This window comes from Phenylobacterium sp., from assembly GCF_036563285.1.
Taxonomy (GTDB): Bacteria; Pseudomonadota; Alphaproteobacteria; order Caulobacterales; family Caulobacteraceae; genus Phenylobacterium.
In genome coordinates this window covers 235464-258946 of sequence record NZ_DATCMR010000012.1, presented here as the reverse complement: position 1 = coordinate 258946, position 23483 = coordinate 235464, and the positions used below count along the sequence as shown (strand labels likewise).

Genomic DNA, 23483 nt, shown 5'->3' with positions numbered 1-23483 from the left:
GATCACCGCCGCGCGGAACGGGCTCCCGCGCCCAGCGAGAACACCGTCACTGAGGGCTCGCCCTTCGGCGCCTCGAGCGTGGCGCCCCGCGCCCGCCGGAAGTCCCGGTAGCCCCGCGCCAGCGCGTCGATGTGGTAGTTCCGCATGCCGGTGACGACCGCCACGTACTGGGCGCCGCCAACGCTGTAGGTGATGACGCTGGAGCTCGGATAGTTGTCGAGCGGCGCGCGCCACAAGACCTTCCCGTCGCGGTCGTCAATCGCGGTCAGCGCCGGCTCGACGTCGCCGGCGAAGAGCACGCCGCCGGCGGTCGCCAGCACCGAGGTGGAGATCGGCGCCACCAGGTCCTGACGCCAGCCGAGCTTGCGGCCCTTCAGGTCCATCGCCTGCAGGACGCCCATCTTCCCGCTCGCCGCGGCGCGCGGGTGCTCGCCCGGGCCCATCCCCACCCCGGAGCTCAGGAGCTGGAAGCCCGGCCCCGCGGGCGGCCCGAACGTCAGGCACCAATCCGTCAGCGGCACATAGAGCTGTCCACTGCGGGGATTGATGCTGGTCCACGGCCAGGACCGCGCGCCCGACGCGCTCGGGCAGATCAGGGTGGACTTGGTCTTGTCCGGCCAGCGCGCCAGGTCGATCGTCTTGGCGCCGGTCTTCGGATCGATGGCGGAGATGACGTTCTGCGTCCCCGCGTCGATGGAAAAGAGATAGGCGCCGGTCCGCGCGTCCAGGGCGTCGAGGATGCCCATCTTGCCGATGTTCATCACGACGCGGCGCGGCCGGCCGCCGACCTCGACCGTCGCCAGCGAGCGCTCGAACGCCCAGTCCAGGTCCCACTGGTCGTTGGGCAGGTGCTGGTAGTGCCAGACAAGCTTTCCGGTGTCCGGGTCCAGGGCGATTGTGGAGTCGGTGTAGAGCGCCTCGCTCGTCGTTCCCGCCACGCCCGAAGGCTTCAGGAGCGGGCCGGTGTCGTAGGTCTGGCCGACGCCGTAGTAGACCAGGTTCAGAGCGGGCTCGTAGGTGCCCTGGTGCCAGACCGAGCCGCCGCTGCGCTTCTCCAGCGGCAGGCCGTTCCAGCTGTCGCCGCCGGGCTCGCCCGGCCGGGCGATGGTGTGGAACCGCCACAGCTCCCGGCCCGTCGCCGCATCGAGGCCGACGATGAAGTTGCCGCCGGGCGCGGCGCTGCCGGTGACCGCCTGGATCACCTTGTCGCCGACCACCAGGGGCGCGCTGCGCAGGTTAAAGGCCATCTTGCCCATCGCCGGCGGGCTGGGCTTGATGTCCTGGTCCCAGAGCGTCTCGCCGGTCCGCGCGTCGAGCGCGATCACGTGCAGGTCCGAGGTGGGCACGAAGACCCGGCCGCCGGACAGCGAAAGCCCCATCTTCTGGCTCGACGGGCCCCGCGGCTTGTAGCTGCGCCGCCAAAGGACCTTCCCGCTCGTCGCGTCCAGAGCCAGGACTGTGTCGGGCGTCGTCTGCAGGAACATCACGCCGTCGTGGACCAGCGGCGTCGGCATGCTCGGACCGGGCTGGATCGCGTGGCGCCAGGCCGGTTTCAGGGACGTCACGTTGCGCCGGTCGATGCGCGTCAGCGGGCTGAAGTTCTGCCCGTCGTAGGTGCGGCCCCACTGCAGCCAGTCGCCGGGCGCCGGCGCCTTCAGCATGGCGGACGACACCGGACGAACCTTGCCGAGGATGGCGGCCGCCGCCGCGTCCGGCTTCAGGTCCGCAGGCGCAGGCGCGGCCGTGGCCGTGCGCGGGCCGCGCTGCTCCGCCGGCGCCGCCCGGCCCGTGAGGTAGGCGGCCAAGCCTGAGATCTGCGTCCCGCTCAGGCCCTCGGCCATCGGCTTCATCGTGCCGACTGTCAGGGCCTCGACGATCCGTTCGTTGGGCATGGCCCGGAACTGCTCCCGGCCCGGCGCGCGGGGGATGGGCGGCTCATGGCAGGTCCTGCAGCGCGCCGCGAACAGCGCCTCGCTGGCGCCCGCGGCCGGCTGTGACAGGGCGGCGGCGGGGATCCCGCACGCCAGCAGAAGGCCCGCGAGGCCGCAGACAGCCCGGTTGCGCAAATCCATTGTCAGTCCCCCAGGCCGCCCCCGCCCTTAGCTCAACCGAACAGTGGAATGTTGGCCGCGGATTGCAAGGGCGCCGCTACGGCGCCCCCTACCGCATCGGCGGGGCGTACATCAGGCCGGGCTTGGGGGCGTTCCACAGCGCGTTGAGGCCACGGTCGAGCTTGAGGGCGGAGTCGGCGCCGACGTCGCGCCGGAAGATTTCGTGATAGGCGCCGACCTGGCGGATCACCTGGTAGGCCCAATCCTTCTGCAGCCCCAGGAGCGGGCCGAGGTCGCCCTCCAGCCCCAGCAGCCGGCGGGTCTCGGGATCGACGGCCGTCTCGCGCGCCTGCTCCACGGTCCGGGAGGTGAGCCCCAGTTCCTCGCCCAGGACCAGGGCGTAGATCGCCCAGCGGACGATGTCGGTCCAGGCGGGGTCGCCCTGGCGCACGACGGGTCCGAGCGGCTCCTTGGAGATTACGTTGGGCAGGATCACGTGGGCGTTGGGGGCGCGCATCAGCGAGCGCGACGCGGCCAGCGCGGAGATGTCGGCGGTGAAGACGTCGCAGGCTTCGTCCTCGTAGAGGCGGCGCGCCTCCTCCTCGGAGGCCGCCGTGACGGCGCGGTAGCGGAGGCCGCGGGCGTTGAAGAAGTCGGCGAGATTGCCTTCGCTGGCGGTGTCGGCCTGCACGCAGACGCGGGCGCCGGAGAGCTCTTCGGCGCTGGTGAGGCCGAGCGCCCGTGGCGCCAGGAAGCCCTGGCCGTCGTAGTAGGTGACGGCGGTGAATTCGAGGCCCAGCCCCGCGTCGCGGGCGAAGGTCCAGGAGGTGTTGCGCGCCAGGAGGTCGACCCGGCCGCTCTGCAGCGGGCCGAAGCGGTCCTGCGCCGGGACGGGAACGAACCGCACCTTCTTGGCGTCGCCCAGCGTGGCGGCGGCGACAGCGCGGCAGACGTCGGCGTCGAGGCCCTGCCACTCGCCCCGCACATCCGGGAAGCCGAAGCCGGGCAGGCCGGGGTGGACGCCGCAGCTGACGTAGCCGCGCTGGCGCACCGCCTTCAGGGTCGGGCTGTCGGCGGGCGTGTAGGCGATCGGCGCCGCCGGGGCCTTGGCGGCGGGCCGGCTCGGGGCCGCGGCGGGTCGCTCGGGACGGTCGCACGCCGCCAGGCACAGGCCGAGCGCCGCCATCGCCAGGACGCGCCGGATCATCCCTGCTCCTTGATTAGGGCCAGCCCGAAGGCTCTAAGTGCGGCAGGCACTTTCGCCAGCGTGACCCAGACCCGCAACCCCCGCATGGACGACGAGACCCGCCTGATCCGCGCCGGCAACTCGCCGAAGGCGCTGGTGAAGACGGTGGGGCCGCCGATCCAGAAGGGCTCGACCGTCCTCCTGCCGTCCGCCGAGGCGCTCTACGACGACGACCGGCAGGTTACCTATGGCCGCCAGGGCCTGGCCGCGCACGAGGCGCTGAAGGAGGCGCTGGCGGAGATGGAGGCCGCGGTCGGCGTCTCGCTCTATCCGTCGGGCCTGGCGGCGGTGTGCGGGGTGCTGCTGGCGGTGCTGAGGACCGGCGACGAGGTGCTGGTCGCCGACGCCGCCTATAAGCCGACGCGGCGGTTCTGCGACCGGGTGCTGAAGCGCTTCGGCGTGGGCGTCCGCTACTACGATCCCTACGAGGCGCCGGAGGCCCTGGTGGCAGGAGCCTCGGAGAAGACCCGGTTGATCCTCATGGAGAGCCCCGGGTCCCTGACCTTCGAGATGCAGGACGTGTCCAGGGTGGCCGAGCTGGCGCGGGCACGCGGGATCCTGACGGCCCTCGACAACACCTGGGGCGCTGGGTTCCTTTACCGCCCGCTGGAGCACGGGGTCGACATCTCGATCCAGGCGCTCACCAAGTACGTCGGTGGCCACTCCGACGTATTCATGGGCTCGGCGGCGGCGCGGGACCCGGCGCTCGTCAGGCTGCTCGACGAGGCGGTGAAGGACGTAGGCTCCTCGGTCTCCGGCGAGGACGCCTACCAGATGCTCCGCGGCCTGCGGACCTTGCCCACCCGGCTGGCGCGGCACGGCGCGAGCGGGATCAAGGTCGCCGCCTGGCTCGCGGGGCGTCCGGAGGTGGCGCGGGTCTACCACCCTGCCCTGCCCGACGCGCCGGACCATGAGCTGTGGAAGCGCGACTACCGTGGCGCGTGCGGCCTGTTCGCCTTTGCCTTCAGGCCTGCGCCGGATGCGGCGGTGAACGCCTTCCTCGACACCCTGACCCTATTCGGGCTGGGGTTCTCGTGGGGCGGGTTCGAGAGCCTGGCGATCCCGTCCGACCGGCAACTGCGCCAGCGCAGCGTGAAGCGCGACTACGGTGGGCCGATGATGCGCCTGCACATCGGGCTGGAGTGTCCGGACGACCTGATCGCCGACCTCGAGCAGGGGCTGGCCGCCTATCGAAAGCTCGCAGGGGAACCCTAGCTCCTCCCGCGGATTGGCGCGCTGACCCCACCAGCACGAGGGATGAGCATGAGCACGTCCGAGGAAGGCCGCTTCGAGCAGCAGGCCGAGCGCGCGGCGCAGGAAGAGCGCGACATCCAGCAGCCCCTCATCGCCAAGGAGGAGCGGTCCTTCGACGGAGGTGGCGGCGGCGGCGAGGACGAGGCCATGCAGGCCGGCGCCCGAGAATACCCGACCGAGATCCCCAAGCAGCGGCTCGACAAGCCGGGCCTGGAGGCCGACCTGGAGCTGAAGCCGCTCTGGGACGCGCCCTACTACAAGGGCTCCGAGAAGCTGAAGGACAAGGTGGCCCTGATCACCGGCGCCGACTCGGGCATCGGCCGGGCCGTGGCGGTGCTGTTCGCCCGCGAGGGCGCGGACGTCGCCATCGCCTATCTCGACGAGCACGAGGATGCCGAGCTGACCAAGCAGGCCGTGGAGAAGGAGGGCCGGCGCGCCATCCTGCTGCCCGGCGACGTGGCCAATCCGGCCTATGCCGAGCACGCGGTGGGCGAGACGGTGGGCCAGCTCGGCAAGCTGGACATCCTGGTCAACAACGCCGCGTTCCAGCAGCACGTCCACGACATCGCCGACCTGACGCTGGAGCACTTCGACCGGACGCTGAAGACCAACCTCTACGGCTATTTCCTCATGGCCAAGGCGGCGATCCCGCACATGCCGAAGGGCGGCGCCATCGTGAACTGCGGCTCGATCACCGGGATCGACGGGTCGAAGCAGCTGCTCGACTATTCGATGACCAAGGGCGGCATCCACGCCTTCACCCGCGCCCTGGCCGGCAGCCTTGTCCCGAAAGGGATCCGGGTGAACGCGGTGGCGCCGGGCCCGGTCTGGACGCCTCTGAACCCCGCCGACAAGACCGCCGAGGAGATCGTGGAATTCGGCAAGCAGACGCCGATGAAGCGCCCGGCCCAGCCGGAGGAGATCGCGCCCGCGTTCGTCTTCCTCGCCTCTGCGCACACGGCGAGCTACATCACCGGTGAGATCCTGCCGGTGATCGGCGGATACTGACGGCGGAGTTTAGGTGGCGGACGAGGGATACGAGGCGTTCGTCGCCGAGCACGACCTGCCGGGAAGCTTCCGGGACACCTTCGAGTCCGTGTGCCGCCCGTTGGCCGACCGGGCCGGGCGGCTGCGCCAGGTGCGGAGGCGCACCGCGGTGATCGGGCTGTGCGGGCCGCAGGGGTCGGGCAAGTCGACCATCGCGGCGGCGACCGTCAAGCTGCTGGAAGCGCGCGGCCGCAGCGCCGTTGCGGTGTCGCTCGACGACTTCTACCTGACCCACGAGGCGCGGCAGCGGCTGGCGCGCGAGGTGCATCCTCTGCTGGCTACCCGCGGGCCGCCGGGGACGCACGATCCGGCCATGGCCGGCTTCGCGCTCGACGCGCTTCGGGCCGCCGGCAAGGTGACCCTGCCGGTGTTCGAGAAGGCCGCCGACACCCGCCTGCCGCGCGGGCGCTGGCCGACGGTGGCCTCGCCGGTGGACGTGGTGATCTTCGAGGGCTGGTGCGTCGGCGCCCGCGCCCAGGGCTCGGCGGCGCTGGCCACGCCTGTCAACGACCTGGAGCGGGAGGAGGACCCAGAGGGGACCTGGCGCACCTACGTCAACGACCAGCTGGACGGGCCCTACCAGACCCTGTTCGGCAAGTTGCACGACCTGGTGCTGCTGCAGCCGCCGGGCTTCGAGGTGGTGGCGGGCTGGCGGGCCGAGCAGGAGGCGAAGCTGCGCGAGCGCACCGGCAAGGGGATGGACGAGGCGCAGATCGCCCGGTTCGTGGCCCACTACGAGCGCCTGACCCGCTGGATCCTCTCTGAGATGCCGGCCCGCGCCCCCTGGGTCGTGCCGCTGGCGGCCGACCGTGCGCCCGGCTAGAGAGCCCGCATGACTGCCGAACGCCCCCGCGTCGTCTTCGCCTACGATTTCGACGGCACGCTCGCCCCCGGCTACATGCAGAACCATGCCTTCATCCCGGACGAGTTGGGCATGGACCGCGCAGCGTTCTGGACCGAGGTGAACGAGCTCGCGAAGCAGCAGCGCGGCGACGAGATCCTGGCCTACATGCACATGATGCTGGCCAAGGCGCGCGAGAAGGGCCTGGAGCTCAACCTGGAGAGCTGGCGCAAGCGCGGCGCCACCCTGCCCCTGTTTCCCGGCGTCGAAGGCTGGTTCGAGCGGCAGAACGCCCGGGCTGCCGCCCTCGACCTGGATCTGCGCCACTTCATCATTTCGTCTGGCAATCGCGAGCTGATCGAGGGTTCGCCGATCGCCAAGCACTTCGAGCGGATCTACGCCTCGGCCTTCATGTTCGACGAGCAGAACGACGCCATGGGGATCTCGCTGGCGGTCAACTACACCTCGAAGACCCAGTACCTGTTCCGCATCAACAAGTGGACGCTGGACGAGTGGGACAACGTCGCCGTCAACCGCGCCCAGGCTCGGGAGGAGCGGACCGTCCCCTTCGACAGGATCGTGTTCTTCGGCGACGGCTTCACCGATGTGCCCGTGATGCGCACGGTCACCGACCAGGGCGGCTATGCGGTGGCGGTCTGGGAGCCCGGCAGGCCTGCCAGCGAAGCCGCCGCCGTCAACCTGCGCCGGGAGGGCCGTGCGCGGTTCGCGGGCCCGGCCGACTATTCGCAAGGCGCGCACCTGGACAGGCTGATGGACAAGATCCTGGCCGAGATCTCCGCCCGGGCGCACATCCCCGGCCTCGTCCGCTGGCCCGACGACATCACCCAGCCGGAGCTGCCGCTTTAGAGGTTGGCGCGCCCGGCAGGACTCGAACCTGCAACCACCAGCTTAGAAGGCAGGTGCTCTATCCGGTTGAGCTACGGGCGCGTGCTCAGGTGTCCTCAGTGCGTCCAGGGGACCTTGCGCTGAAACGCGAAGTTGTCGGCGTAGGCCTTGATGATCTTCTTGGCGGGCTTGGGGTCGATCAGCTGAAAGGCGATGCCGTGCTCCTCGGCATAGCGGACCGCCTGCTCCTTGCTGTCGAACATCAGCCGAACCTGAGTGGAGGCCGTGTCGCCGGTCTGGGTCCAGCCCATCAGCGGGTCCGGCCGCTTGGCCTCTCTGGGCTCGAACTCCAGCACCCAGTCCTTGGTCTTCGCCTTGCCGGACTGCATGGCGGTCTTGGAGGGACGGAAGATGCGGGCGAGCGGCATGGAGGTCTCTTAAGCCTTCGACGTCTTACACCGCCGGCTGGTCGGGGCGGTGTGATTCGAACACACGACCCTCTGCTCCCAAAGCAGATGCGCTACCAGGCTGCGCTACGCCCCGAGGGCGCCGGCGGGCGCAAGCAATATGGGTGTTTCGGCCTTTCCGCAAACCTTAGCGGGGCTTGCCCATCAGCTTGAATATGCCGCTTGCGCGAACCACGTCGCGGCCGCCGACATAGGCGCGGCCCTCGGCGAAGGCCACATCGCGTGTGGCCCTAGTCATCCGCGCCTCGCCGATCACCCACTCGCCGGCGCGGGCCATGTGCAGGAAGTCGACGGACAGGTGGATGGTCACCGCACGCGCCCGGCAGCCGCGCCAGACGGCGCCGGCCAGCACCCCGTCCATGAAGGCCGAGAGCATGCCGCCGTGGACGATGCCGACGCCGTTGCAGTGGCGGTCGAGGGCATAGAAGGCCTGCTCCACCAGGGCTTCTTCTGACGGCCGGTGGAAGTAGGGGCCGTTGTGGGTGGAGAACAGCCCCCTGCCCTCGGCGCGGATGAAGCCTTCCGGCGGGGCCGGGACCTCGTCAGCCACGCGGCATGGTCCTGTGCAGCACCCGGTCGCCGGGCAGCAGGCCGAGCTCGGCCGCGCGGCCGGCCCGCAGCTCCAGCACCCAGCGCACCGTGCCGCCGGACGGCACCGGCCGCTCGTTCAGCGGCTGCACGTTGCGGGCGATGGAGACGACGGTGCCCTCGGGCCGGATGTAGATGATGTCGAGCGGGATGAGCGTGTTGCGCATCCAGAAGGCGACGCCCTCCATCGGCGCGTGGAAGTCGAACAGCATGCCGCGGTCGGCGGCGAGGCTCCGGCGGCACATCAGGCCGTAGGTGCGCTGGCGCTCCGTGCCGGCGTACTCGACCTGGAAGGGCACGGCGCCGCGGGCGGTGCGGAGGGTGAGAGGCTGTAGCGGCTTGATCTCCGGCTGGCCCTTGCAGGCCTTGGGGTCCATGCGCGGAATGTCCTGGGCGCAGGCGGGGCCGGCCAGCGCAAGCGCCATCCCCGCCGCGATCAGGCCGCGCCGGGCGATCAAGCTGGTGGTCACGTGAAGCAGTCTCCGGTCGACTCGTCAGTCCACTGTGGACTCGATCTCGGCGACAACAAGGCCCTTCGGCCCTTCGGCGAAGCGGACCATGACGTCCTCGCCCGGCTGCAGGTCGTCCATGCCGGCGCGGCGCAGGGTTTCGATGTGGACGAAGATGTCTCCGGCCTCGGTCTCACGGACCACGAAGCCATAGCCCTTGGTGCGGTTGAACCACTTGACCTTGGCGCGCTCCAGCGGCCCGGAGGCCTGCACGGGACGCGACCTGGGCGGTCGTGACAGGCTGCCGGCCACGAAGCCGTCTCGCGGACCCTCACGGCTGCGGCGCTCGGCCGGCGGGGCGGCCGCTGTCTCGTCGATCTCCACGACCTCGGCCACCTGCCACCCCTTGGGCCGGCGCACGACGTTGCAGGTGATCGCCGAGCCTTCCAGGCAGTTCTCGCGCCCGGAGCTGCGCAGGGAGGTCACATGAAGCAGGACGTCCTTCAGGTCCGTCTGGCTGGGGTCGTCGGGGACGATGAATCCGTACCCCTTGCCCGCATCGAACCACTTTACGCGCCCGGTGATCAGCACGGCCGCAGCCTGCGCCTCCACCTGATCCAATTCCAAACTAGACATCTCGCCCCTCGGCCCCGCTACCCCCTATCCACACGGATTGGAGCCAAGTGTAACACTGTTCGCGGAACTCACGCCGCGTCAACTACGGATTTACGGCGCAAATGAATGCGCCGGCGGGTCAGGGATGTGGGGAGAGGCTCACGCGCGTGGCAGTCCCTAGGGGAGTCGAACCCCTCTTTTCAGGTTGAAAACCTGACGTCCTAACCGATAGACGAAGGGACCGCGGCGCGGAGAGCGGGCTCTATATAAGCCTTCCCTCAGGGGATCAAGACCCCCGTCCAGCGCTCAAGCCCTGCGCGGATCGGCCGCATCCTCGATCTCGAACTGGACGCTCTCGCGGCCCTGCCAGTCGTCGGGCTTCAGGCGGCCGGCGACGTGGATCGCGCCGCCCTCCTGCAGCAGCCGCCGGCCCATCTCGGTGTCCTCGGCGCGCCAGGCGACGGCCTTCAGCTTGCCGCCGGACCGGTCGACCAGGGTGCAGCGGACGTGGCCGCCGCGCAGCGCCATCGGCCGCTCGACGCGGACGTCGGCGGCGGCGAACAGGGGTTCCGGATTGCCGGGGCCGAAGGGGGCGAGCCTCTGGAAGTCGCTCCACATGGCGCGGTCGCAGCCGCGGGTGGTGACCAGGGCGTCGATGTCGAGGCCGTCCTCGGCCGCGGCCACCTCGGCCTCGGCGGCCAGCCGCTCGTTGAGGAAGGCGCGCAGCTCAGGGATCGTGTCGGGGCGCACCGACAGCCCCGCCGCCATGGCGTGTCCCCCGCCGGCCAGCAGCAGGCCCTCCTCGAACGCGGCCTGCACGGCGCGGCCGAGGTTCACCCCGGGCTGCGACCGGCCGGAGCCCTTGCCCACGTTGGCGGCGCGGTCGACGCCGACGACCACGCAGGGCTTGCGGTAGCGCTCGCGCAGGCGGCCGGCGACGATGCCGATCACGCCGGGATGCCAGCCGTCGGCGGCGACCAGCAGGCAGGCCTGGTCCGGCTGGTTCATCTCGCGCTCGATGACGGCCACGGCGGCCTCGGTCACCTCGCGCTCCGCCTCCTTGCGAGAGGCGTTGAGGGCGTCGAGCTCCTCGGCGAGGGCGCTGGCCTCCTCCGGATCGTCGGTGGCGAGCAGGCGCGCGCCCAGGTCGGAGCGGCCGATGCGGCCGCCGGCGTTGATCCTGGGGCCCAGGATGAAGCCGACGTGGAAGACCGACGCCGGGCCCTGGCTCTTGGCGATCTCGAGCAGCGCCTTGAGGCCGGGGTTCTTCCAGCCGCTCATCACCTTCAGGCCCTGGGCCGCCAGGGCGCGGTTGAAGCCCACGAGGTGGGTGACGTCGCAGATGGCGCCCATGGCGGCGAGGTCGAGCCACTGGCGGAGGTCCGGCTCGGGCCGGTCGCCGAACAGGCCGCGGCGGCGGGCCTCGCGGTTGAGGGCGGCCAGGAGGACGAAGGTGACCCCGGCGGCGGCCAGGTGCCCCTGCCCGGAGACGCAGTCGGGACGGTTCGGGTTCACCAGGGCGGCGACGGGTGGAATCTCGTCGCCGCGCATCAGGTGGTGGTCGATGACCACGACCTCGAGGCCGATCTCGGCGGCGCAGGCGAGCGCGTCGTGGGCGGCGGCGCCGCAGTCGACCGTGACCACCAGCTCGGCGCCCTCGGCCTTCAAGCGACGGAAGGCGGCAGGCGACGGGCCGTAACCTTCTGTCATCCGGTCCGGAACGTAGATGGGAAGTTCCTGGCCCCAGGCCCTGAACCACCTCACCAATTGGGCGGCGGAGCTGGCGCCGTCGACGTCGTAGTCGGCGAACACCACCATCGGTTTTTGTCGCTCTAGCGCGTCCACCAGGATGGCGGCGGCCTTGTCCATGTCGGTGAAGCAGGACGGGTCGGGGAATAGCGCCTTGAGGGTGGGGTTCAGGTAGTCGGGCCCCTGCCCGTCGCCGATGCCGCGGGAGGCCAGGGCGCGGGCGAGCGGCTCGGCGAGGCCCAGGGACAGCTGATGGCGGCGGACCAGGTCGGCGTCGGCGGCGCGCTCGCGCCAGATCCGGCCCGAGAGCGAGCGGGTGACGCCGAGGTATCCGAGAGGGCCGCTGCCGTCCGCCATGCGCCTGTTATCCGCCGACGACACGCGAGTCGCCAGCGGGCGTTAGACCGCAGCCCTACGTCAGATGCGGACGCCTAGACCGGCCGCTTCAGGCGGACTTCGCGGACGGTGCGGGTGGCGGAGTTCATCACCAGGGTGTGGGTGTGGACGAAGCCGTCCTTGAAGGTGACGCCGTCCAGCAGCGCGCCGCTGGTCACGCCCGTGGCGGCGAAGATCGCGTCGGCGCGGACCATCTCGTGGAGGTCGTACTTCTTGTCCAGCTCGGTGATGCCGACCCGGGCGGCCCGCGCCCGCTCGTCGGCGTTGCGGAACACCAGGCGGCCCTGGAACTGGCCGCCGACGCACTTCAGCGCCGCGCACGCCAGCACGCCCTCGGGCGCGCCGCCGGAGCCCACGTACATGTCAACGCCGGTCTCGGGATCGGAGGTGTTGATCACCCCGGCCACGTCGCCGTCCGTGATCAGGTAGACGCGTGCGCCCACCGAGCGGATCGAGGCGATGATCTCGGCGTGGCGCGGGCGGTCCAGGACGCAGACGGTGATCTCCGTCGGGTCGACGCCCTTGGCGGCGGCGAGCGCCTTGACGTTGTCGGCAGGGGTGCGGTCGAGGTCGATGACGCCCTGCGGATAGCCCGGCCCGCAGGCGATCTTGTCCATGTAGGTGTCGGGGGCGTTCAGCAGGGTGCCCTTGGGCGCCCAGGCCATGACGGCCAGCGCGTTCGGCATGGCCTTGGCCGTGAGCGTGGTGCCTTCCAGGGGGTCGAGGGCGATGTCGATCTTGGTCTTGCCGCCCTTGCCCACCTTTTCGCCGATGTAGAGCATCGGCGCCTCGTCGCGCTCGCCCTCGCCGATGACGATCTCGCCTTCGATGTCGAGGTCGTTGAGCGCCGTGCGCATCGCGTCGACGGCGGCCTGGTCGGCGGCCTTTTCGTCGCCCCGGCCGGCCAGGCTCCAGGCGGCGATGGCGGCGATCTCGGTCACCCGGACCGCGTCCAGGATCAGGTTGCGGTCCAGAACTTCGGCACTCATGTCTTTTGTCTACTCCCCAGCGCCTCGTCGGCGCGCGCGGTTGTCTGGCTCAGATGCGCGCGATGCGCAACAGCCTGGGCCGGTCGAGAACGGCCGGCAGGCGGGCGATCCGCTCCACGGCGTCGGTGAGGACGGATTCGGCCACGGCGTGGGTGGTGAGCACGATGGGCACCCCGTCGGCGTTCTCCACCGGCTTCTGCAGGAAGCTCTCGATGGAGACCCCGGCCTCGGCAAGCGTCTCCGAGACGGCGGCGATGACGCCGGGCTCGTCCTTCACCAGGAAGCGCAGGTAGGCGCGGCCCATCATCTTCGAGGGGTCGACCGGCACGAAGGGCTGCAGCGATTGCGAGGGGGCCTGGAAGACCGGCCGGGTTGCGCCCGTCATGACGTCGGCGATGTCTGCGGCGACCGCGGCCGCGGTGGGCCCCGCCCCCGCGCCTGGCCCCTGGACGAAGATCCGGCCGATGCGGGCGCCTTCGATGAAGAGCGCGTTGAGCGCCCCGCCCGCCTGGGCCAGCGGGTGCGAGATGGGCGCCAGGCTCGGGTGCACGCGGACCAGCACCCCATCGGGCGAGCGGTCGGCGGAGGCCACCAGCTTGATGCGGTAGCCCAGGTCGCGGGCCATGCGGATGTCGAGCAGGTCGACCTGATCGATGCCCTCCACTTCGGCGGCGGCGTAGTTCGGCGCGCAGCCGAAGGCGAGCGCCGCCAGGATGGATATCTTGTGGGCGGCGTCGAAGCCGCCGACGTCCATGGTCGGGTCGGCCTCTGCGTAGCCGAGCCGCTGGGCCTCGGCGAGCACGTCGGCGAAGGAGCGGCCCGTCGCCTCCATCTCGGTGAGGATGTAGTTGCAGGTGCCGTTGAGGATGCCGGCGACGGACTTGATGTCGTCGCCGACCAGGGCCTCGCGCACCATCTTCACGGCCGGGACCCCGCCCATGACGGCGGCCTCGAAGAGCAGCGGGACGCCCTTGGCCTCGGCGAGCGCGGCGAGCTCGGAGCCGTGCTCGGCGATCAGCGCCTTGTTGGCGGTGACGACGGGTTTGCCGGCGTTGAGCGCGGCTTCGACCGCGGCCTTGGCCGGGCCGTCCGAGCCGCCGATCAGCTCGACGAAGACGTCGGTGGTCTCCGCGGTGGCGAGCGCCACGGGATCGTCGAACCAGGGCAGGTTGGAGATGTCGAACGGCCGGGGCCGCGAGCGCGAGCGCGCGGAGACGCCGGTGACCGTGACCATGCCGCCGGCCGGCGCGAACCGCGGATGCTCGGACAGGAAGGTCAGCAGGCCGGCCCCGACGGTGCCCAGCCCCGCGACCCCAATGCGCCAGGTCTTCGCCATCACTGGGCCGCCAGGGTGTTGTGGTGGCGGGCGAGGATCTCGTCGGACTTGCCGAGGAACTTCTTCACGTTGCGCGCCGCCTGCCGGATGCGGTGCTCGTTCTCGACCAGGCCCACGCGCACATAGCCCTCCCCGTATTCGCCGAAGCCCGTCCCGGGCGCGACGGCCACGCCGGCTTCTTCCACCAGCAGCTTGGAGAACACCAGGCTGCCGGCCTCCCTGAACTTCTCCGGCACCGGCGCCCAGGCGAACATGGAGGCGGGCGGCGCGGGGATGTCCCAGCCGGCGCGCTTCATGGACTCCACCAGGCAGTCCCGGCGCGATTTGTAGATGGCGCGGATCTCGGCGACGCAGTCCTGCGGGCCGTTGAGCGCGGCGGCGGCGGCGACCTGGATCGGAGTGTAGGCCCCGTAGTCCAGGTACGACTTCACCCGGGCCAGCGCCGCGCAGATGCGGGCGTTGCCGACCACCATGCCCACCCGCCAGCCGGCCATGGCGTAGGTCTTGGACAGCGAATTCACCTCGACGGCGATGTCCTTGGCGCCCTCGATCTGGAGCACGGAGGGCGGCGGGTTGTCGTCGAAGTAGATCTCCGAATAGGCGATGTCGGAGATCACCAGCATCTCGTGCTTCTTCGCCAGCTGGATGGCGTCGCGATAGAAGTCGAGGTCCACGCACTGGGCGGTCGGGTTCGACGGGTAGGACAGGATCAGCACGGTGGGCGGCGGCGCGGAGTGCTTCACCGCCTTGGAGACGCCCGAGAGGTACTCCTCCGGCGAGTGGGCCGGCACGTGACGGATCACGCCGCCGGCCATGATGAAGCCGTAGGCGTGGATGGGATAGGCGGGGTTCGGGCAGACGATGACGTCGCCGGGGGCGGTGAGCGCCTGGGCGAGGTTGGCGAAGCCTTCCTTGGAGCCCAGGGTGGCGATCACCTCGGTCTCAGGGTCCAGCTTCACCCCGAAGCGCCGGTTGTAGTAGCCCGCCATCGCCTTGCGCAGCCCCAGGATGCCCTTGGAGGCGGAATAGCGCCCGGCCTTCGGGTCGCGGGCGGTCTCGACCAGCTTGTCGACGATGTGCTTGGGGGTCGGCATGTCGGGGTTGCCCATGCCGAAGTCGATGATGTCCACGCCCTGGGCCCGAAGCCGGGCCTTGATGCGGTTCACCTCCTCGAGGACGTAGGGCGGGAGGCGACGGATACGGTGGAACTCGGGAGTCATTTGAAGCTCTTGCGCCGCCAAGGCTGCCCGGTTTGCGGCTTTCAGGGAGCTGAGGTCAGGGACCTGGATAGACTCCGGGCCGGAGTCCGCCAAGCCGTGGTTCGGAGAATTTCAGCCTCCGCTGGCCCTATCTCTTGGGCGGCGGAGGCGGGGTAGCTCGCCTGCGCAGCTCGTCGGCATAGGCCTCGGTGGCCCGCGGGTCGACCGGCGCGAGTTCGGGGCCGACGTCGCGGCGGGCGCGGGCGGCGAACGCCTCGGTGTTCTGCAGGGTCCAGGTCTCGGGCGCGGTGGCCCGCTCCAGCTCGGCTCGGGCGAGCTCGATCTCGTGCGCCGCGTCGCCGAACATCCGCGGCGGGCGCAGGTCGCGCGGCACGGCGGGGATTTCGGCGAAGCTCGGGAAGTCGGTGTTGACGCGGGCGGCGTTCGCCACCTCGGCCGCGATCGGCGAGGCCGGATCGACCTTGGCGTCCTCGAAGGGATTGCTGACGCAGCCCGAAACCAGGGCGCCGGCAGCCAGGGCCGCAAGAGTCCGCGCAGCCGCAGCGCTTGGGCGGGCGTTCAGATAATGACGGGCCAGCGGATTCATCTCCGCTAAGGTCTTATGCGATGATGGGAGAAGGTGGAAGGCCCGGCCTCCACCGGCAAGGAAGCGCAGCCATGAGCGAGCAGACCGCAGAGTCCACCCCTTCGGCCCCCAAGCCGGACGGTGACGGGCGCAAGGCCGACGGCGAGACGGCGACCTTCCAGAAGCCGCCGCTGCCCGAGGACCCGCTGATCCATATGGAGGGTGAGCCGGGCTCGAAGCCGGCCGCGCCCCCGCCGTCGTCGCACGCGGCCATGGCGCAGCTGACGAGCGAGCAGCGGGCCCAGCTCGAGACCCTGTCGATGAACCTCGCCCGGGCGGCCATCAAGGCGCAGGGCGCGATCGCCGAGATGGCGCTGCGCCAGGCCGACCGTCCGGCCGCGCTGTCGCCGGACCCGTTCCACGTGGGTCCTGCCCTGACCGAGGTGATGGGCAAGCTCACCGCCCAGCCGGACCGGCTCATGCGCGCGCACGCCGACCTGCTCGGCCGCTACCTGGAACTCTGGCAGTCCATGTCCCGGCGGCTGCAGGATGGCACCGCCGAGGCCGTGGTGAAGCCGCCGAAGGGCGACAAGCGCTTCAACGACCCCGAATGGACCGAGAACCCGGTCTTCGACTCCATCAAGCAGTCCTACCTGCTGACCTCCAACTGGCTGAACGAACTGGTGGCCGGGGTCGAGGGCGTGGACGAGATGGAGAAGCGGCGCGCCGAGTTCTTCATGAAGATGCTGACGGACGCGTTTTCCCCGTCGAACTTCCTGGCCTCCAACCCCACGGCCCTGCGCGAGCTGATGGCCTCGGGCGGCGAAAGCCTGGTGAAGGGCATGGACAACTTCGCCGCCGACCTGGAGCGCGGCGGCGGCCAGCTGGCCATCGCCCAGACCGACTACGAGATGTTCGAGATCGGGCGGAACGTGGCCACCGCCCCCGGCAAGGTCGTTTTCCGCAACGAGATCATCGAGCTGATCCAGTATGCGCCGGCGACCGAGCAGGTCCACCAGATCCCGCTGGTGATCTTCCCGCCGTGGATCAACAAGTTCTACATCCTGGACCTGAGGCCCGAGAACTCGATGATCCGCTGGCTGGTGGGCCAGGGGATCACGGTGTTCCTCGCCTCCTGGGTGAACCCCGACCAGCGGCTCTCCACCCGGACCTTCGAAGACTACATGCGCGAAGGCATCTACGCGGGCGTCGCCGCGGCCATGGAGCAGGCCGAGGTCCCGCACGTGAACACGGTGGGCTACTGCATCGGCGGCACCCTGCTCTCCTGCACCCTGGCGCACATGGCGGCCAAGGGGGTGCAGCCGATCAGCTCGGCGACCTTCTTCGCCTCCCAGCAGGACTTCTCCGAGGCCGGCGACCTGCTGCTCTTCACCAACGAGGAGTGGCTCGCAGACCTCGAGCGGAAGATGGACGAGGGCGGCGGCGTCCTCTCCGGCCAGGCGATGGCCGACACCTTCAACATGCTGCGCGGCAATGACCTGATCTGGTCGTTCTTCGTGAACAACTACCTGCTGGGCAAGGAGCCGAAGCCCTTCGACCTGCTGTTCTGGAACTCCGACCAGACGCGGATGCCCAAGACGCTGCACATGTTCTACCTGCGGCGCTTCTACGGCGACAACGCCCTGGCCGAGGGCAAGCTGGAGCTGGACGGGGTGAAGCTCGACCTTGGGATCGTGAAGGTCCCCGTCTACGTCCAGTCCTCGAAGGAGGACCACATTGCGCCCGCCCGCTCGGTCTACAAGGGCGCGCGGCTGTTCGGCGGGCCGGTCACCTTCACCATGGCAGGCAGCGGCCACATCGCCGGCGTGATCAACGCGCCTGCGGCCAACAAGTACCAGCACTGGACCGCGGAGGGTCTGCCCGCCAGCCTGGAGGAATGGCAGGCCGCGGCGAAGGAGACCCCGGGGTCCTGGTGGCCGCACTGGATCGAGTGGCTGAAGGAGAAGTCCGGCCCCCTCGTCCCGGCCCGCGACCCGGCGAACGGCAAGCTGCCGGCCCTTGGCGACGCGCCGGGCGAGTACGTGAAGGTGAAGAGCTAGTCCTAACCGCTGTGGCCGCGGCGAAGCCGCAACATGACCACGGAAGACACGGACAGCTGGCGCTGACCCGCGCGTGCGCGGCTGGGTCCGCGCTTTCCGTGTTTTCCGTGTCTTCCGTGGTTGAATCCAACAGGGCCTGCGGCGCGCGCCAACCCTCGGTGACGGAGTGACGCCGCAGGTTACTAACGTTTAATGCTGGCTACCTTGCGATGCCCAATACCTTGCACTAGCTTGGGAGTCGCAAGGAGGCGCTCGTGCCCGAAGCCATCGAGATCCAGCTGAAGAAGGGCGCCCTCGAGCTGTGCGTGCTCGCGCTGCTATCGCAGCACGACAGCTACGCCTATGAGATCGCCAGCCGCCTGGCCGACGCGATCGGCATGGGCGAAGGCACCATCTACCCGCTCATGCGCCGGCTGCAGGCCGATGGCCTGGTGGAGACCTACCTGGTCGAATCCAGCGCCGGCCCGTCGCGCAAGTACTACCGGCTCACCGAGGCCGGGAAGAAGAGCTTCGGCTCGCAGAAGGCGTCCTGGAAGTCGTTCTCAGGCGCCGTCGAGAACATCCTGGGAGAGGCGCGATGACGCGGCAGGCGTTCCTGGCCCGATTGCGCGAGGGGCTGGCGGGCTTGCCCGCCCACACCATCGCCGAGATCATGGCCGACTACGAGACCCACTTCACCGAGGGCGAGGCGGCGGGCCGCAGCGAGGCCGAGGTGACCGCCGCGCTCGGCGACCCCGACCGGCTGGCCCGCGAGCTGCGCGCCGAGCACGGGCTGCGGCGCTGGGAAGAGCAGCGGAACCCGTCGTCGGCGGGGGCGGCCGTGCTGGCCATCCTGGGCCTGGGGGCGATCGACATCCTCTTCCTGCTGCCGATCCTGATGGGCGTGGCCATGACCATCTTCGGGTTCGGGGTCGCCGCGGTCGTCGGCTTCTTCGCCGGCGGCATGGTGTTCGCCGCCGGGCCGTTCACCGACCCGCCCGGCGGGCCGATGGCGGCGATCTTCTTCGGCCTGGGCATCATGGGCGGCTCGGCCTCCCTGGGGGCGCTGGTCACCATCGTCACCATCGGCCTGGTCAACGCGCTCGTCTGGTACGGCCGGCTGCACTACCGCGTGCTCAAGCCCGCCCTCGAACCGCAAGCTTCCGGAGGCGTCCAATGATCCGCTCCCTGCTCATGATCGCAGTGGCCGGCTTCGTCCTGTGCATAGCCTCGATCTCGGCGGCGCTGGCCATCGGCGGCGACGACCTCCTCACCCGCAGCGCCTGGACCTGGGGCAATCAGGGCGCCAACTGGGACTGGGACCACGACGAGGACCGGGATCGTCGCGATTACGCCAGCGGACCGGAGGTGACGCGCGAGCTCGCCTGGACCGGCGAGGAGCGCGTGGAGTTCGACGTGCGCGCCGACGTGACCTACACCCAGGCCCCGGGGCCGGCGAAGCTGGTGGTGACGGGACCGCAGGGCCTCGTCGATCGGGTGGAGATCGAGGATGGCCGCGTGCACTTCCGGGGCCGCACGTCCTACAGCCGCCTGAGGATCGTCATGACGGCGCCGAACGTCACGTCCTTCGCCCTGAACGGCAACGACCGGCTGACCATCGAGGGCTATCGGCAGGACCGGCTGGTCCTCGACATGTCCGGCAACGCGGAGGTCACCGCCCGCGGCCAGGCGCGCGAGCTGGACGTGGACATCTCCGGCTCCGGCGAGGCCGAGCTGGGGCAGCTGTCGGCCGAGGACGCCGAGGTGGAGATCTCGGGCTCGGGCGAGGCTGTGATCGCGCCCACCAAGAGCGCGCGGCTGAACGTGTCGGGCTCGGGCGAGATCACGCTGATGACGCGGCCGGAGCGGCTGGAGTCGGACGTGTCCGGGTCCGGCAGCATCCGGCAGGGGAGCGCCAGCGCCTCCCCTTCGTCGCCGTCGCCGTCGCCTTCGCCTTCGCCCAAGAAGACGATCTGACGTCACGGAAGGCCCGGGCAGCCGGCGGCGGTCCCCCTCTCCCGTTGGCGCGGGAGAGGATCAGGCCGGGATGAACTTCAGGGCCAGGCCGTTGTTGCAGTAGCGCAGGCCGGTGGGCTTCGGCCCGTCGTCGAAGATGTGGCCCTGGTGGCCGCCGCAGCGCGCGCAGTGGTATTCCTTGCGCGGCACGCCGATCTTGAAGTCGGTCTTGGTCCCTACCGCACCCTTGTTGACGGTCCAGAAGCTGGGCCAGCCGGTGCCGCTCTCGTACTTCCAGTCCGACTTGAAGAGCTCCAGGCCGCAGCCGGCGCAGGCGAAGACCCCCTTGCGCTTCTCCTTGTTCAGCGGGCTGGAGCCGGGCGGCTCGGTCGCCTCGTGGCGCAGGACCATGTAGCTGGCCTGCGACAGGCGCTTGCGCCACTCCGCGTCGGGCAGCTTCTTCCAGTCGGTGGCCTGCGCGAAGGCTGCGCCGGGCGCCGCGAGGCCGAACGCCGTCGCCATCAGGAACCCGCGGCGGGAAAGGTCGGTGGTGTGCATGATGGAGATTACGTAGCGAGCCCGGCAAAGATGCAAGCGTGGCCTACGGCCGCCACTCGTAGAGGGCGTCGGGCTCCTTCTCCTCGTTGGACTGACCGTCGGTGAGCTCGACGAGCTGGAAGCCGTGCTTCTCGTAGAAGGCCCGGGCGCGGGCGTTCTTCTGGAACGTCCACAGGCGCCGGGCCTGGCGATAGCGGAGCGGCTTGCGCAGCAGGAGCTCGCCAATCCCCTGCCCCTGGTGGTCGGGGTGGACGTAGAGGTGGTCGATCCAGCCTTCCCGGAAAGCGACGAAGCCGAGCAGCGCCTGCTCGTCATCCTCGGCGAGCCAGACCTCGTCCTTCACCAGCATCTGCTCGCGCACGAACCAGAGGTCCTGCTCCGGCGTGTGCAGCTCGGGCAGGAACGGCAGGGAGACGCGGAAGGTGTGGCGCAGCAGGGCGGCGATCGCCTGGGCGTCCGTCGGACCTGCGCGCCGCAGGTTCACAGGCCGGCGGCCTCGTCGAGGCCGAGCATCAGGTTGAGGTTCTGCACCGCGGCGCCCGAGGCGCCCTTGCCGAGGTTGTCCAGCAGGGCGACGAGGCGCGCCTGCGAGCCGTCGGCGCTGCCGAAGACGAACAGGCGCATTCGGTTGGCGCCGTTGAGCGCCTCGGGGTCGAGCTCGGCCACGAAGCCGGCGGCGCCGGCGCGGCGGCCCTGCAGCTCGGCGATCTCCGCTTCGGACGCGACCTCGACGAAGGTCTCGCCGCCGTACCAGGCCTCGAGCGCGGCGCGCAGGTCGTTCGGGGACGGCTTGCCGGGCAGCGCCCAGAGCTGCAGGGGGACCTCGACGATCATGCCTTGGGCGTAGCGGCCGACGGAGGGGGCGAAGACCGGCGGATGGGCGAGCCCTGAGTGGATCTGCATCTCCGGCAGGTGCTTGTGGGCGAGCGTCAGGCCGTAGATGCGGAAGGCGTCGTTGGAGCCCTGCGGCGCCGGGGCCTCGAACTCGGCGATCAGGCCCTTGCCGCCGCCGGAGTAGCCGGAGACCGCGTTTACGGTGATCGGAAAGTCGGCGGGGATCAGCCCGCCGGCCACCAGCGGACGCACCAGGGCGATGAAGCCGGTGGGATAGCAGCCCGGGTTGGCGACGCGGGTGGCGTCGCGGATCGTCTGCCGCTGTTCCCGGTCCATCTCCGGGAAGCCGTAGGCCCAGCCCGGGGCGGTGCGGAAGGCGGTGGAGGCGTCCACCACGCGGGTGGAGTTGGAGCTGATCATCGACACCGCCTCGCGGCTGGCGTCGTCCGGCAGGCACAGCACCACGGCGTCGGCGGCGTTGAGCAGCTCGGCCCGGGCGGCCGGGTCCTTCCGGCGGGCGGGATCGATGGAGAGGACCTCCAGGTCCCTGCGCTCGGCGAGCCGGTCGCGGATCTGCAGCCCGGTGGTGCCGGCTTCGCCGTCGATGAACACTGTGTGGGCCATGGCCAGGTATCCCGACAAAGAGAAAGGGCGCTCCGGTTTCCCGAAGCGCCCTGTCCGTAACGCGAGTTTTCGCGCGCGGTTTAGCGCTTCGAGAACTGGAAGCTGCGTCGGGCCTTGGCCTTGCCGTACTTCTTGCGCTCCACGACGCGGGGGTCGCGGGTGAGCAGGCCGTGCGGCTTGAGCACGGCGCGCAGGCCGGGCTCGTAGTAGGTCAGCGCCTTGGAGATGGCGTGGCGGATCGCGCCGGCCTGGCCGGAGAGGCCGGAGCCTTCCACCGTGGCGATGACGTCGAACTGGCCGAGCCGGTCGGTGAGCTGCAGCGGCTGGGCGATCATCATCCGCAGGACCGGGCGGGCGAAGTACACCTCCTGGTCGCGGTCGTTGATGGTGATCTGGCCCTTGCCCGGCTTGATCCAGACGCGCGCGATGGCGTTCTTGCGCTTGCCGGTGGCGTAGGAGCGGCCCTGGGCGTCGATCTTGGGCTCGCGGACGACGGTGTCTTCCGCGGCGGTGCCCATGCCCTTCAGGGCGTCGAAGCCGGTGGCTTCGGTGGTGACAGCTTCGCTCATCAGGCGCTCCGCACGTTCTTGGCGTTCAGGTCGCCGAACGCGATGGTCTCAGGGTTCTGGGCTTCGTGCGGATGCTCCGCGCCGGTGTAGATGCGCAGGTGCGTCAGCTGCTTGCGGGCCAGCGGGCTTTCCTTCGGCAGCATGCGCTCGACCGCCTTCTCCAGCACGCGCTCGGGGTACTTGCCGCCGAGGATCTGGCCGGCGGTGCGCTGCTTCACGCCGCCCGGGTGGCCGGTGTGCCAGTAGAACACCTTATCGGTGAGCTTCTTGCCGGTGAACTTCACCTTGTCGGCGTTGACGACGACGACGACGTCGCCGCAGTCCACGTGCGGGGTGTAGTCAGGGCGGTGCTTGCCGCGAAGGCGCATCGCGATGAACGACGCGAGGCGGCCGACAACGGCGTCCTGGGCGTCGACCACGATCCACTTCTTCTCGACCTCGGCCGGCTTCAGAGAAGCCGTGGTGGTCTTCAACATGGGGTTAGGGTCCGTCAGAGAATGCGCGAGGCGTTGACCCGCCCCGACGTGAGCCGCGGCATATGGCGGAAAGCCCGCTCCGTGTCAACGGCGGCAGATGCGGCCTTCTACATCCACGTTGCTGATTTTGCTCAGGATTCTTGTTGCGGTACCATATTACCGCGCATTTTCCTCGGCCAGGAACGCCTCCGACAGCGACTTCTTCTCGCGGGCGAGCGGCAGGAGCGTGGGGTAGAACTGCACGAAGGTGGTGTCCACCGCCCCGTGCTTCTCGTGGCAGGCGTTGCAGGCCGAGGTCTGCGGGAGCGCGGTGGCCGGCGCCTCGCCGCGGAAGTTGAAGAAGGCCCAGCCGCTGGGGAAGCGCCTGTCCTTCACGTGCAGCTCCAGCGCCGCGCGCTCGGTCTGGAACTGGCCCTGCTTGTTGATCGAGCCCTTGTTGGCGGCGCGCCGGATCTCCAGGGCGAACACCGAGCCTTCGGGCCAGCGGCCAGTCTGCTGGAAGGCGGCGTAGGCGGCGCGGTCGACGAAGACGTTGTCGAAGACGTGCCGGTCGGCGGTTGGCGTCGCGCCTTCGGCGTACGACATGTCGAAGCCGGAGGTGAGGTAGACCCAGGTTCGGTAATCCTTCGGGAACTCCAGCTTGCCGTCCTGCGTGTAGGCGGCCGCCGGCTTCGGCGCACGGGCGTCCGAGGGCGCAGCGGCCATCAGGCCGCCGGCCGCCGCAATGGCCGCGACCGCGGCGATCATCCCGATCCTGAAGTTCATGAC

The 23483-nt window shown here is 70.2% G+C and carries 25 protein-coding genes and 3 tRNA genes; 8 read left to right on the top strand and 20 right to left on the bottom strand.

The genetic code is table 11. The features are described from left to right. Window positions 1-2: 2 nt before the first annotated feature. On the bottom strand, window positions 3-2072 hold the full coding sequence (locus VIL76_RS19660) for a PQQ-binding-like beta-propeller repeat protein (RefSeq protein WP_332046764.1): 2070 nt from the start codon (window positions 2070-2072) through the stop codon (window positions 3-5). Between the two features lie 88 nt (window positions 2073-2160). Continuing rightward, complete coding sequence (locus VIL76_RS19655) at window positions 2161-3258, bottom strand: amino acid ABC transporter substrate-binding protein (protein WP_332046763.1); 1098 nt, start codon at window positions 3256-3258, stop codon at window positions 2161-2163. An 84-nt stretch (window positions 3259-3342) separates the two neighbouring features. On the opposite strand from VIL76_RS19655, the gene metC reads away from it, so the two are divergent. The 4 genes from metC to VIL76_RS19635 are packed head-to-tail and all read left to right on the top strand — an operon-like array spanning window position 3343 to window position 7306. Further along, window positions 3343-4512, top strand: coding sequence for a cystathionine beta-lyase (gene metC / locus VIL76_RS19650; protein WP_332046783.1), 1170 nt, complete (start codon window positions 3343-3345; stop codon window positions 4510-4512). 48 nt (window positions 4513-4560) lie between these two features. Then, the gene (locus VIL76_RS19645) at window positions 4561-5559 is read left to right on the top strand and encodes an SDR family oxidoreductase (RefSeq protein WP_332046762.1); all 999 of its coding nucleotides are present in this window, start codon (window positions 4561-4563) and stop codon (window positions 5557-5559) included. A gap of 13 nt (window positions 5560-5572) precedes the next feature. Further along, window positions 5573-6421 carry a kinase gene (locus VIL76_RS19640; RefSeq protein ID WP_332046761.1) on the top strand — a complete coding sequence of 283 codons (849 nt, stop codon included), beginning with the start codon at window positions 5573-5575 and terminating at the stop codon, window positions 6419-6421. Window positions 6422-6430: 9 nt separating this feature from the next. Then, window positions 6431-7306 carry an HAD family hydrolase gene (locus VIL76_RS19635; protein ID WP_332046760.1) on the top strand — a complete coding sequence of 292 codons (876 nt, stop codon included), beginning with the start codon at window positions 6431-6433 and terminating at the stop codon, window positions 7304-7306. Between the two features lie 4 nt (window positions 7307-7310). Here the strand turns inward: VIL76_RS19635 and VIL76_RS19630 are convergent. The 12 genes from VIL76_RS19630 to VIL76_RS19575 form a co-directional block, all read right to left on the bottom strand. Continuing rightward, window positions 7311-7387, bottom strand: a tRNA-Arg gene (locus tag VIL76_RS19630). Between the two features lie 14 nt (window positions 7388-7401). Next, on the bottom strand, window positions 7402-7713 hold the full coding sequence (locus VIL76_RS19625; protein ID WP_332046759.1) for an ETC complex I subunit: 312 nt from the start codon (window positions 7711-7713) through the stop codon (window positions 7402-7404). A gap of 38 nt (window positions 7714-7751) precedes the next feature. Beyond that, window positions 7752-7828: transfer RNA gene (locus VIL76_RS19620), tRNA-Pro, on the bottom strand. A 51-nt stretch (window positions 7829-7879) separates the two neighbouring features. Then, window positions 7880-8302 (bottom strand): PaaI family thioesterase, encoded by a 423-nt coding sequence (locus tag VIL76_RS19615; protein ID WP_332046758.1) that lies wholly within the window; start codon window positions 8300-8302, stop codon window positions 7880-7882. After that, window positions 8295-8810, bottom strand: coding sequence for a DUF192 domain-containing protein (locus VIL76_RS19610; protein ID WP_332046757.1), 516 nt, complete (start codon window positions 8808-8810; stop codon window positions 8295-8297). The genes VIL76_RS19615 and VIL76_RS19610 overlap by 8 nt, the downstream gene beginning before the upstream one ends. Before the next feature lie 24 nt (window positions 8811-8834). After that, window positions 8835-9425: a cold-shock protein gene (locus tag VIL76_RS19605; RefSeq protein ID WP_332046756.1), complete on the bottom strand. Its 591-nt coding sequence runs from the start codon at window positions 9423-9425 to the stop codon at window positions 8835-8837. Window positions 9426-9572: 147 nt separating this feature from the next. Beyond that, a tRNA-Glu gene (locus VIL76_RS19600) sits at window positions 9573-9647 on the bottom strand. 63 nt (window positions 9648-9710) lie between these two features. Further along, window positions 9711-11510, bottom strand: coding sequence for a single-stranded-DNA-specific exonuclease RecJ (recJ, locus tag VIL76_RS19595; protein ID WP_332046755.1), 1800 nt, complete (start codon window positions 11508-11510; stop codon window positions 9711-9713). A gap of 74 nt (window positions 11511-11584) precedes the next feature. Continuing rightward, window positions 11585-12538 (bottom strand): class II fructose-bisphosphatase, encoded by a 954-nt coding sequence (glpX, locus tag VIL76_RS19590; protein ID WP_332046754.1) that lies wholly within the window; start codon window positions 12536-12538, stop codon window positions 11585-11587. Between the two features lie 49 nt (window positions 12539-12587). Then, window positions 12588-13877, bottom strand: a complete 1290-nt coding sequence (locus VIL76_RS19585) for a homoserine dehydrogenase (protein WP_332046753.1) — start codon at window positions 13875-13877, stop codon at window positions 12588-12590. Next, window positions 13874-15094 (bottom strand): LL-diaminopimelate aminotransferase, encoded by a 1221-nt coding sequence (locus VIL76_RS19580; RefSeq protein WP_332046752.1) that lies wholly within the window; start codon window positions 15092-15094, stop codon window positions 13874-13876. The genes VIL76_RS19585 and VIL76_RS19580 overlap by 4 nt, the downstream gene beginning before the upstream one ends. A 127-nt stretch (window positions 15095-15221) precedes the next feature. Next, on the bottom strand, window positions 15222-15680 hold the full coding sequence (locus VIL76_RS19575; protein WP_332046751.1) for a hypothetical protein: 459 nt from the start codon (window positions 15678-15680) through the stop codon (window positions 15222-15224). A 71-nt stretch (window positions 15681-15751) separates the two neighbouring features. Here VIL76_RS19575 and phaC point away from each other — a divergent pair, with 71 nt between their 5' ends. The 4 genes from phaC (at window position 15752) to VIL76_RS19555 (ending at window position 19675) form a co-directional block, all read left to right on the top strand. After that, a complete protein-coding gene (gene phaC, locus VIL76_RS19570) occupies window positions 15752-17719 on the top strand; it encodes a class I poly(R)-hydroxyalkanoic acid synthase (RefSeq protein WP_414695449.1) in 1968 nt (655 codons plus the stop codon). A 254-nt stretch (window positions 17720-17973) separates the two neighbouring features. After that, a complete protein-coding gene (locus VIL76_RS19565) occupies window positions 17974-18300 on the top strand; it encodes a PadR family transcriptional regulator (RefSeq protein ID WP_332046750.1) in 327 nt (108 codons plus the stop codon). After that, window positions 18297-18878, top strand: a complete 582-nt coding sequence (locus VIL76_RS19560; protein ID WP_332046749.1) for a DUF1700 domain-containing protein — start codon at window positions 18297-18299, stop codon at window positions 18876-18878. The genes VIL76_RS19565 and VIL76_RS19560 overlap by 4 nt, the downstream gene beginning before the upstream one ends. Then, window positions 18875-19675, top strand: coding sequence for a GIN domain-containing protein (locus VIL76_RS19555; protein WP_332046748.1), 801 nt, complete (start codon window positions 18875-18877; stop codon window positions 19673-19675). Before VIL76_RS19560 ends, VIL76_RS19555 begins: the two co-directional genes overlap by 4 nt. Window positions 19676-19735: 60 nt before the next feature. Here VIL76_RS19555 and msrB read toward each other — a convergent pair whose 3' ends face one another. From msrB to VIL76_RS19525, 6 genes are all read right to left on the bottom strand, one after another. After that, window positions 19736-20212, bottom strand: a complete 477-nt coding sequence (msrB, locus tag VIL76_RS19550) for a peptide-methionine (R)-S-oxide reductase MsrB (RefSeq protein ID WP_332046747.1) — start codon at window positions 20210-20212, stop codon at window positions 19736-19738. A gap of 43 nt (window positions 20213-20255) precedes the next feature. Then, entirely contained in the window at window positions 20256-20696 is a 441-nt protein-coding gene (locus tag VIL76_RS19545) for a GNAT family N-acetyltransferase (protein WP_332046746.1), read from the bottom strand. After that, window positions 20693-21676 (bottom strand): N-acetyl-gamma-glutamyl-phosphate reductase, encoded by a 984-nt coding sequence (argC, locus tag VIL76_RS19540; RefSeq protein WP_332046781.1) that lies wholly within the window; start codon window positions 21674-21676, stop codon window positions 20693-20695. Before argC ends, VIL76_RS19545 begins: the two co-directional genes overlap by 4 nt. Before the next feature lie 74 nt (window positions 21677-21750). Next, a complete protein-coding gene (gene rpsI / locus VIL76_RS19535) occupies window positions 21751-22239 on the bottom strand; it encodes a 30S ribosomal protein S9 (RefSeq protein WP_332046745.1) in 489 nt (162 codons plus the stop codon). Next, a complete protein-coding gene (gene rplM, locus VIL76_RS19530; protein WP_332046780.1) occupies window positions 22239-22712 on the bottom strand; it encodes a 50S ribosomal protein L13 in 474 nt (157 codons plus the stop codon). Before rplM ends, rpsI begins: the two co-directional genes overlap by 1 nt. A 159-nt stretch (window positions 22713-22871) precedes the next feature. Continuing rightward, window positions 22872-23480, bottom strand: a complete 609-nt coding sequence (locus tag VIL76_RS19525; RefSeq protein ID WP_332046744.1) for a cytochrome P460 family protein — start codon at window positions 23478-23480, stop codon at window positions 22872-22874. Window positions 23481-23483 lie beyond the last annotated feature (3 nt).

What these genes read in the sequence shown, in the direction of transcription:
- VIL76_RS19645 (WP_332046762.1), top strand. Translation starts at nt 4,561, where the DNA reads ATGAGCACGTCCGAGGAAGGCCGCTTCGAGCAGCAGGCCGAGCGCGCG.
- VIL76_RS19555 (WP_332046748.1), top strand. Translation starts at nt 18,875, where the DNA reads ATGATCCGCTCCCTGCTCATGATCGCAGTGGCCGGCTTCGTCCTGTGC.
- VIL76_RS19635 (WP_332046760.1), top strand. Translation starts at nt 6,431, where the DNA reads ATGACTGCCGAACGCCCCCGCGTCGTCTTCGCCTACGATTTCGACGGC.
- VIL76_RS19575 (WP_332046751.1), bottom strand. Translation starts at nt 15,680, where the DNA reads ATGAATCCGCTGGCCCGTCATTATCTGAACGCCCGCCCAAGCGCTGCG.
- rpsI (WP_332046745.1), bottom strand. Translation starts at nt 22,239, where the DNA reads ATGAGCGAAGCTGTCACCACCGAAGCCACCGGCTTCGACGCCCTGAAG.
- glpX (WP_332046754.1), bottom strand. Translation starts at nt 12,538, where the DNA reads ATGAGTGCCGAAGTTCTGGACCGCAACCTGATCCTGGACGCGGTCCGG.
- VIL76_RS19605 (WP_332046756.1), bottom strand. Translation starts at nt 9,425, where the DNA reads ATGTCTAGTTTGGAATTGGATCAGGTGGAGGCGCAGGCTGCGGCCGTG.
- VIL76_RS19560 (WP_332046749.1), top strand. Translation starts at nt 18,297, where the DNA reads ATGACGCGGCAGGCGTTCCTGGCCCGATTGCGCGAGGGGCTGGCGGGC.
- VIL76_RS19660 (WP_332046764.1), bottom strand. Translation starts at nt 2,072, where the DNA reads ATGGATTTGCGCAACCGGGCTGTCTGCGGCCTCGCGGGCCTTCTGCTG.
- phaC (WP_414695449.1), top strand. Translation starts at nt 15,752, where the DNA reads ATGAGCGAGCAGACCGCAGAGTCCACCCCTTCGGCCCCCAAGCCGGAC.
- VIL76_RS19655 (WP_332046763.1), bottom strand. Translation starts at nt 3,258, where the DNA reads ATGATCCGGCGCGTCCTGGCGATGGCGGCGCTCGGCCTGTGCCTGGCG.
- VIL76_RS19580 (WP_332046752.1), bottom strand. Translation starts at nt 15,094, where the DNA reads ATGACTCCCGAGTTCCACCGTATCCGTCGCCTCCCGCCCTACGTCCTC.
- msrB (WP_332046747.1), bottom strand. Translation starts at nt 20,212, where the DNA reads ATGCACACCACCGACCTTTCCCGCCGCGGGTTCCTGATGGCGACGGCG.
- metC (WP_332046783.1), top strand. Translation starts at nt 3,343, where the DNA reads ATGGACGACGAGACCCGCCTGATCCGCGCCGGCAACTCGCCGAAGGCG.
- recJ (WP_332046755.1), bottom strand. Translation starts at nt 11,510, where the DNA reads ATGGCGGACGGCAGCGGCCCTCTCGGATACCTCGGCGTCACCCGCTCG.
- VIL76_RS19625 (WP_332046759.1), bottom strand. Translation starts at nt 7,713, where the DNA reads ATGCCGCTCGCCCGCATCTTCCGTCCCTCCAAGACCGCCATGCAGTCC.
- VIL76_RS19525 (WP_332046744.1), bottom strand. Translation starts at nt 23,480, where the DNA reads ATGAACTTCAGGATCGGGATGATCGCCGCGGTCGCGGCCATTGCGGCG.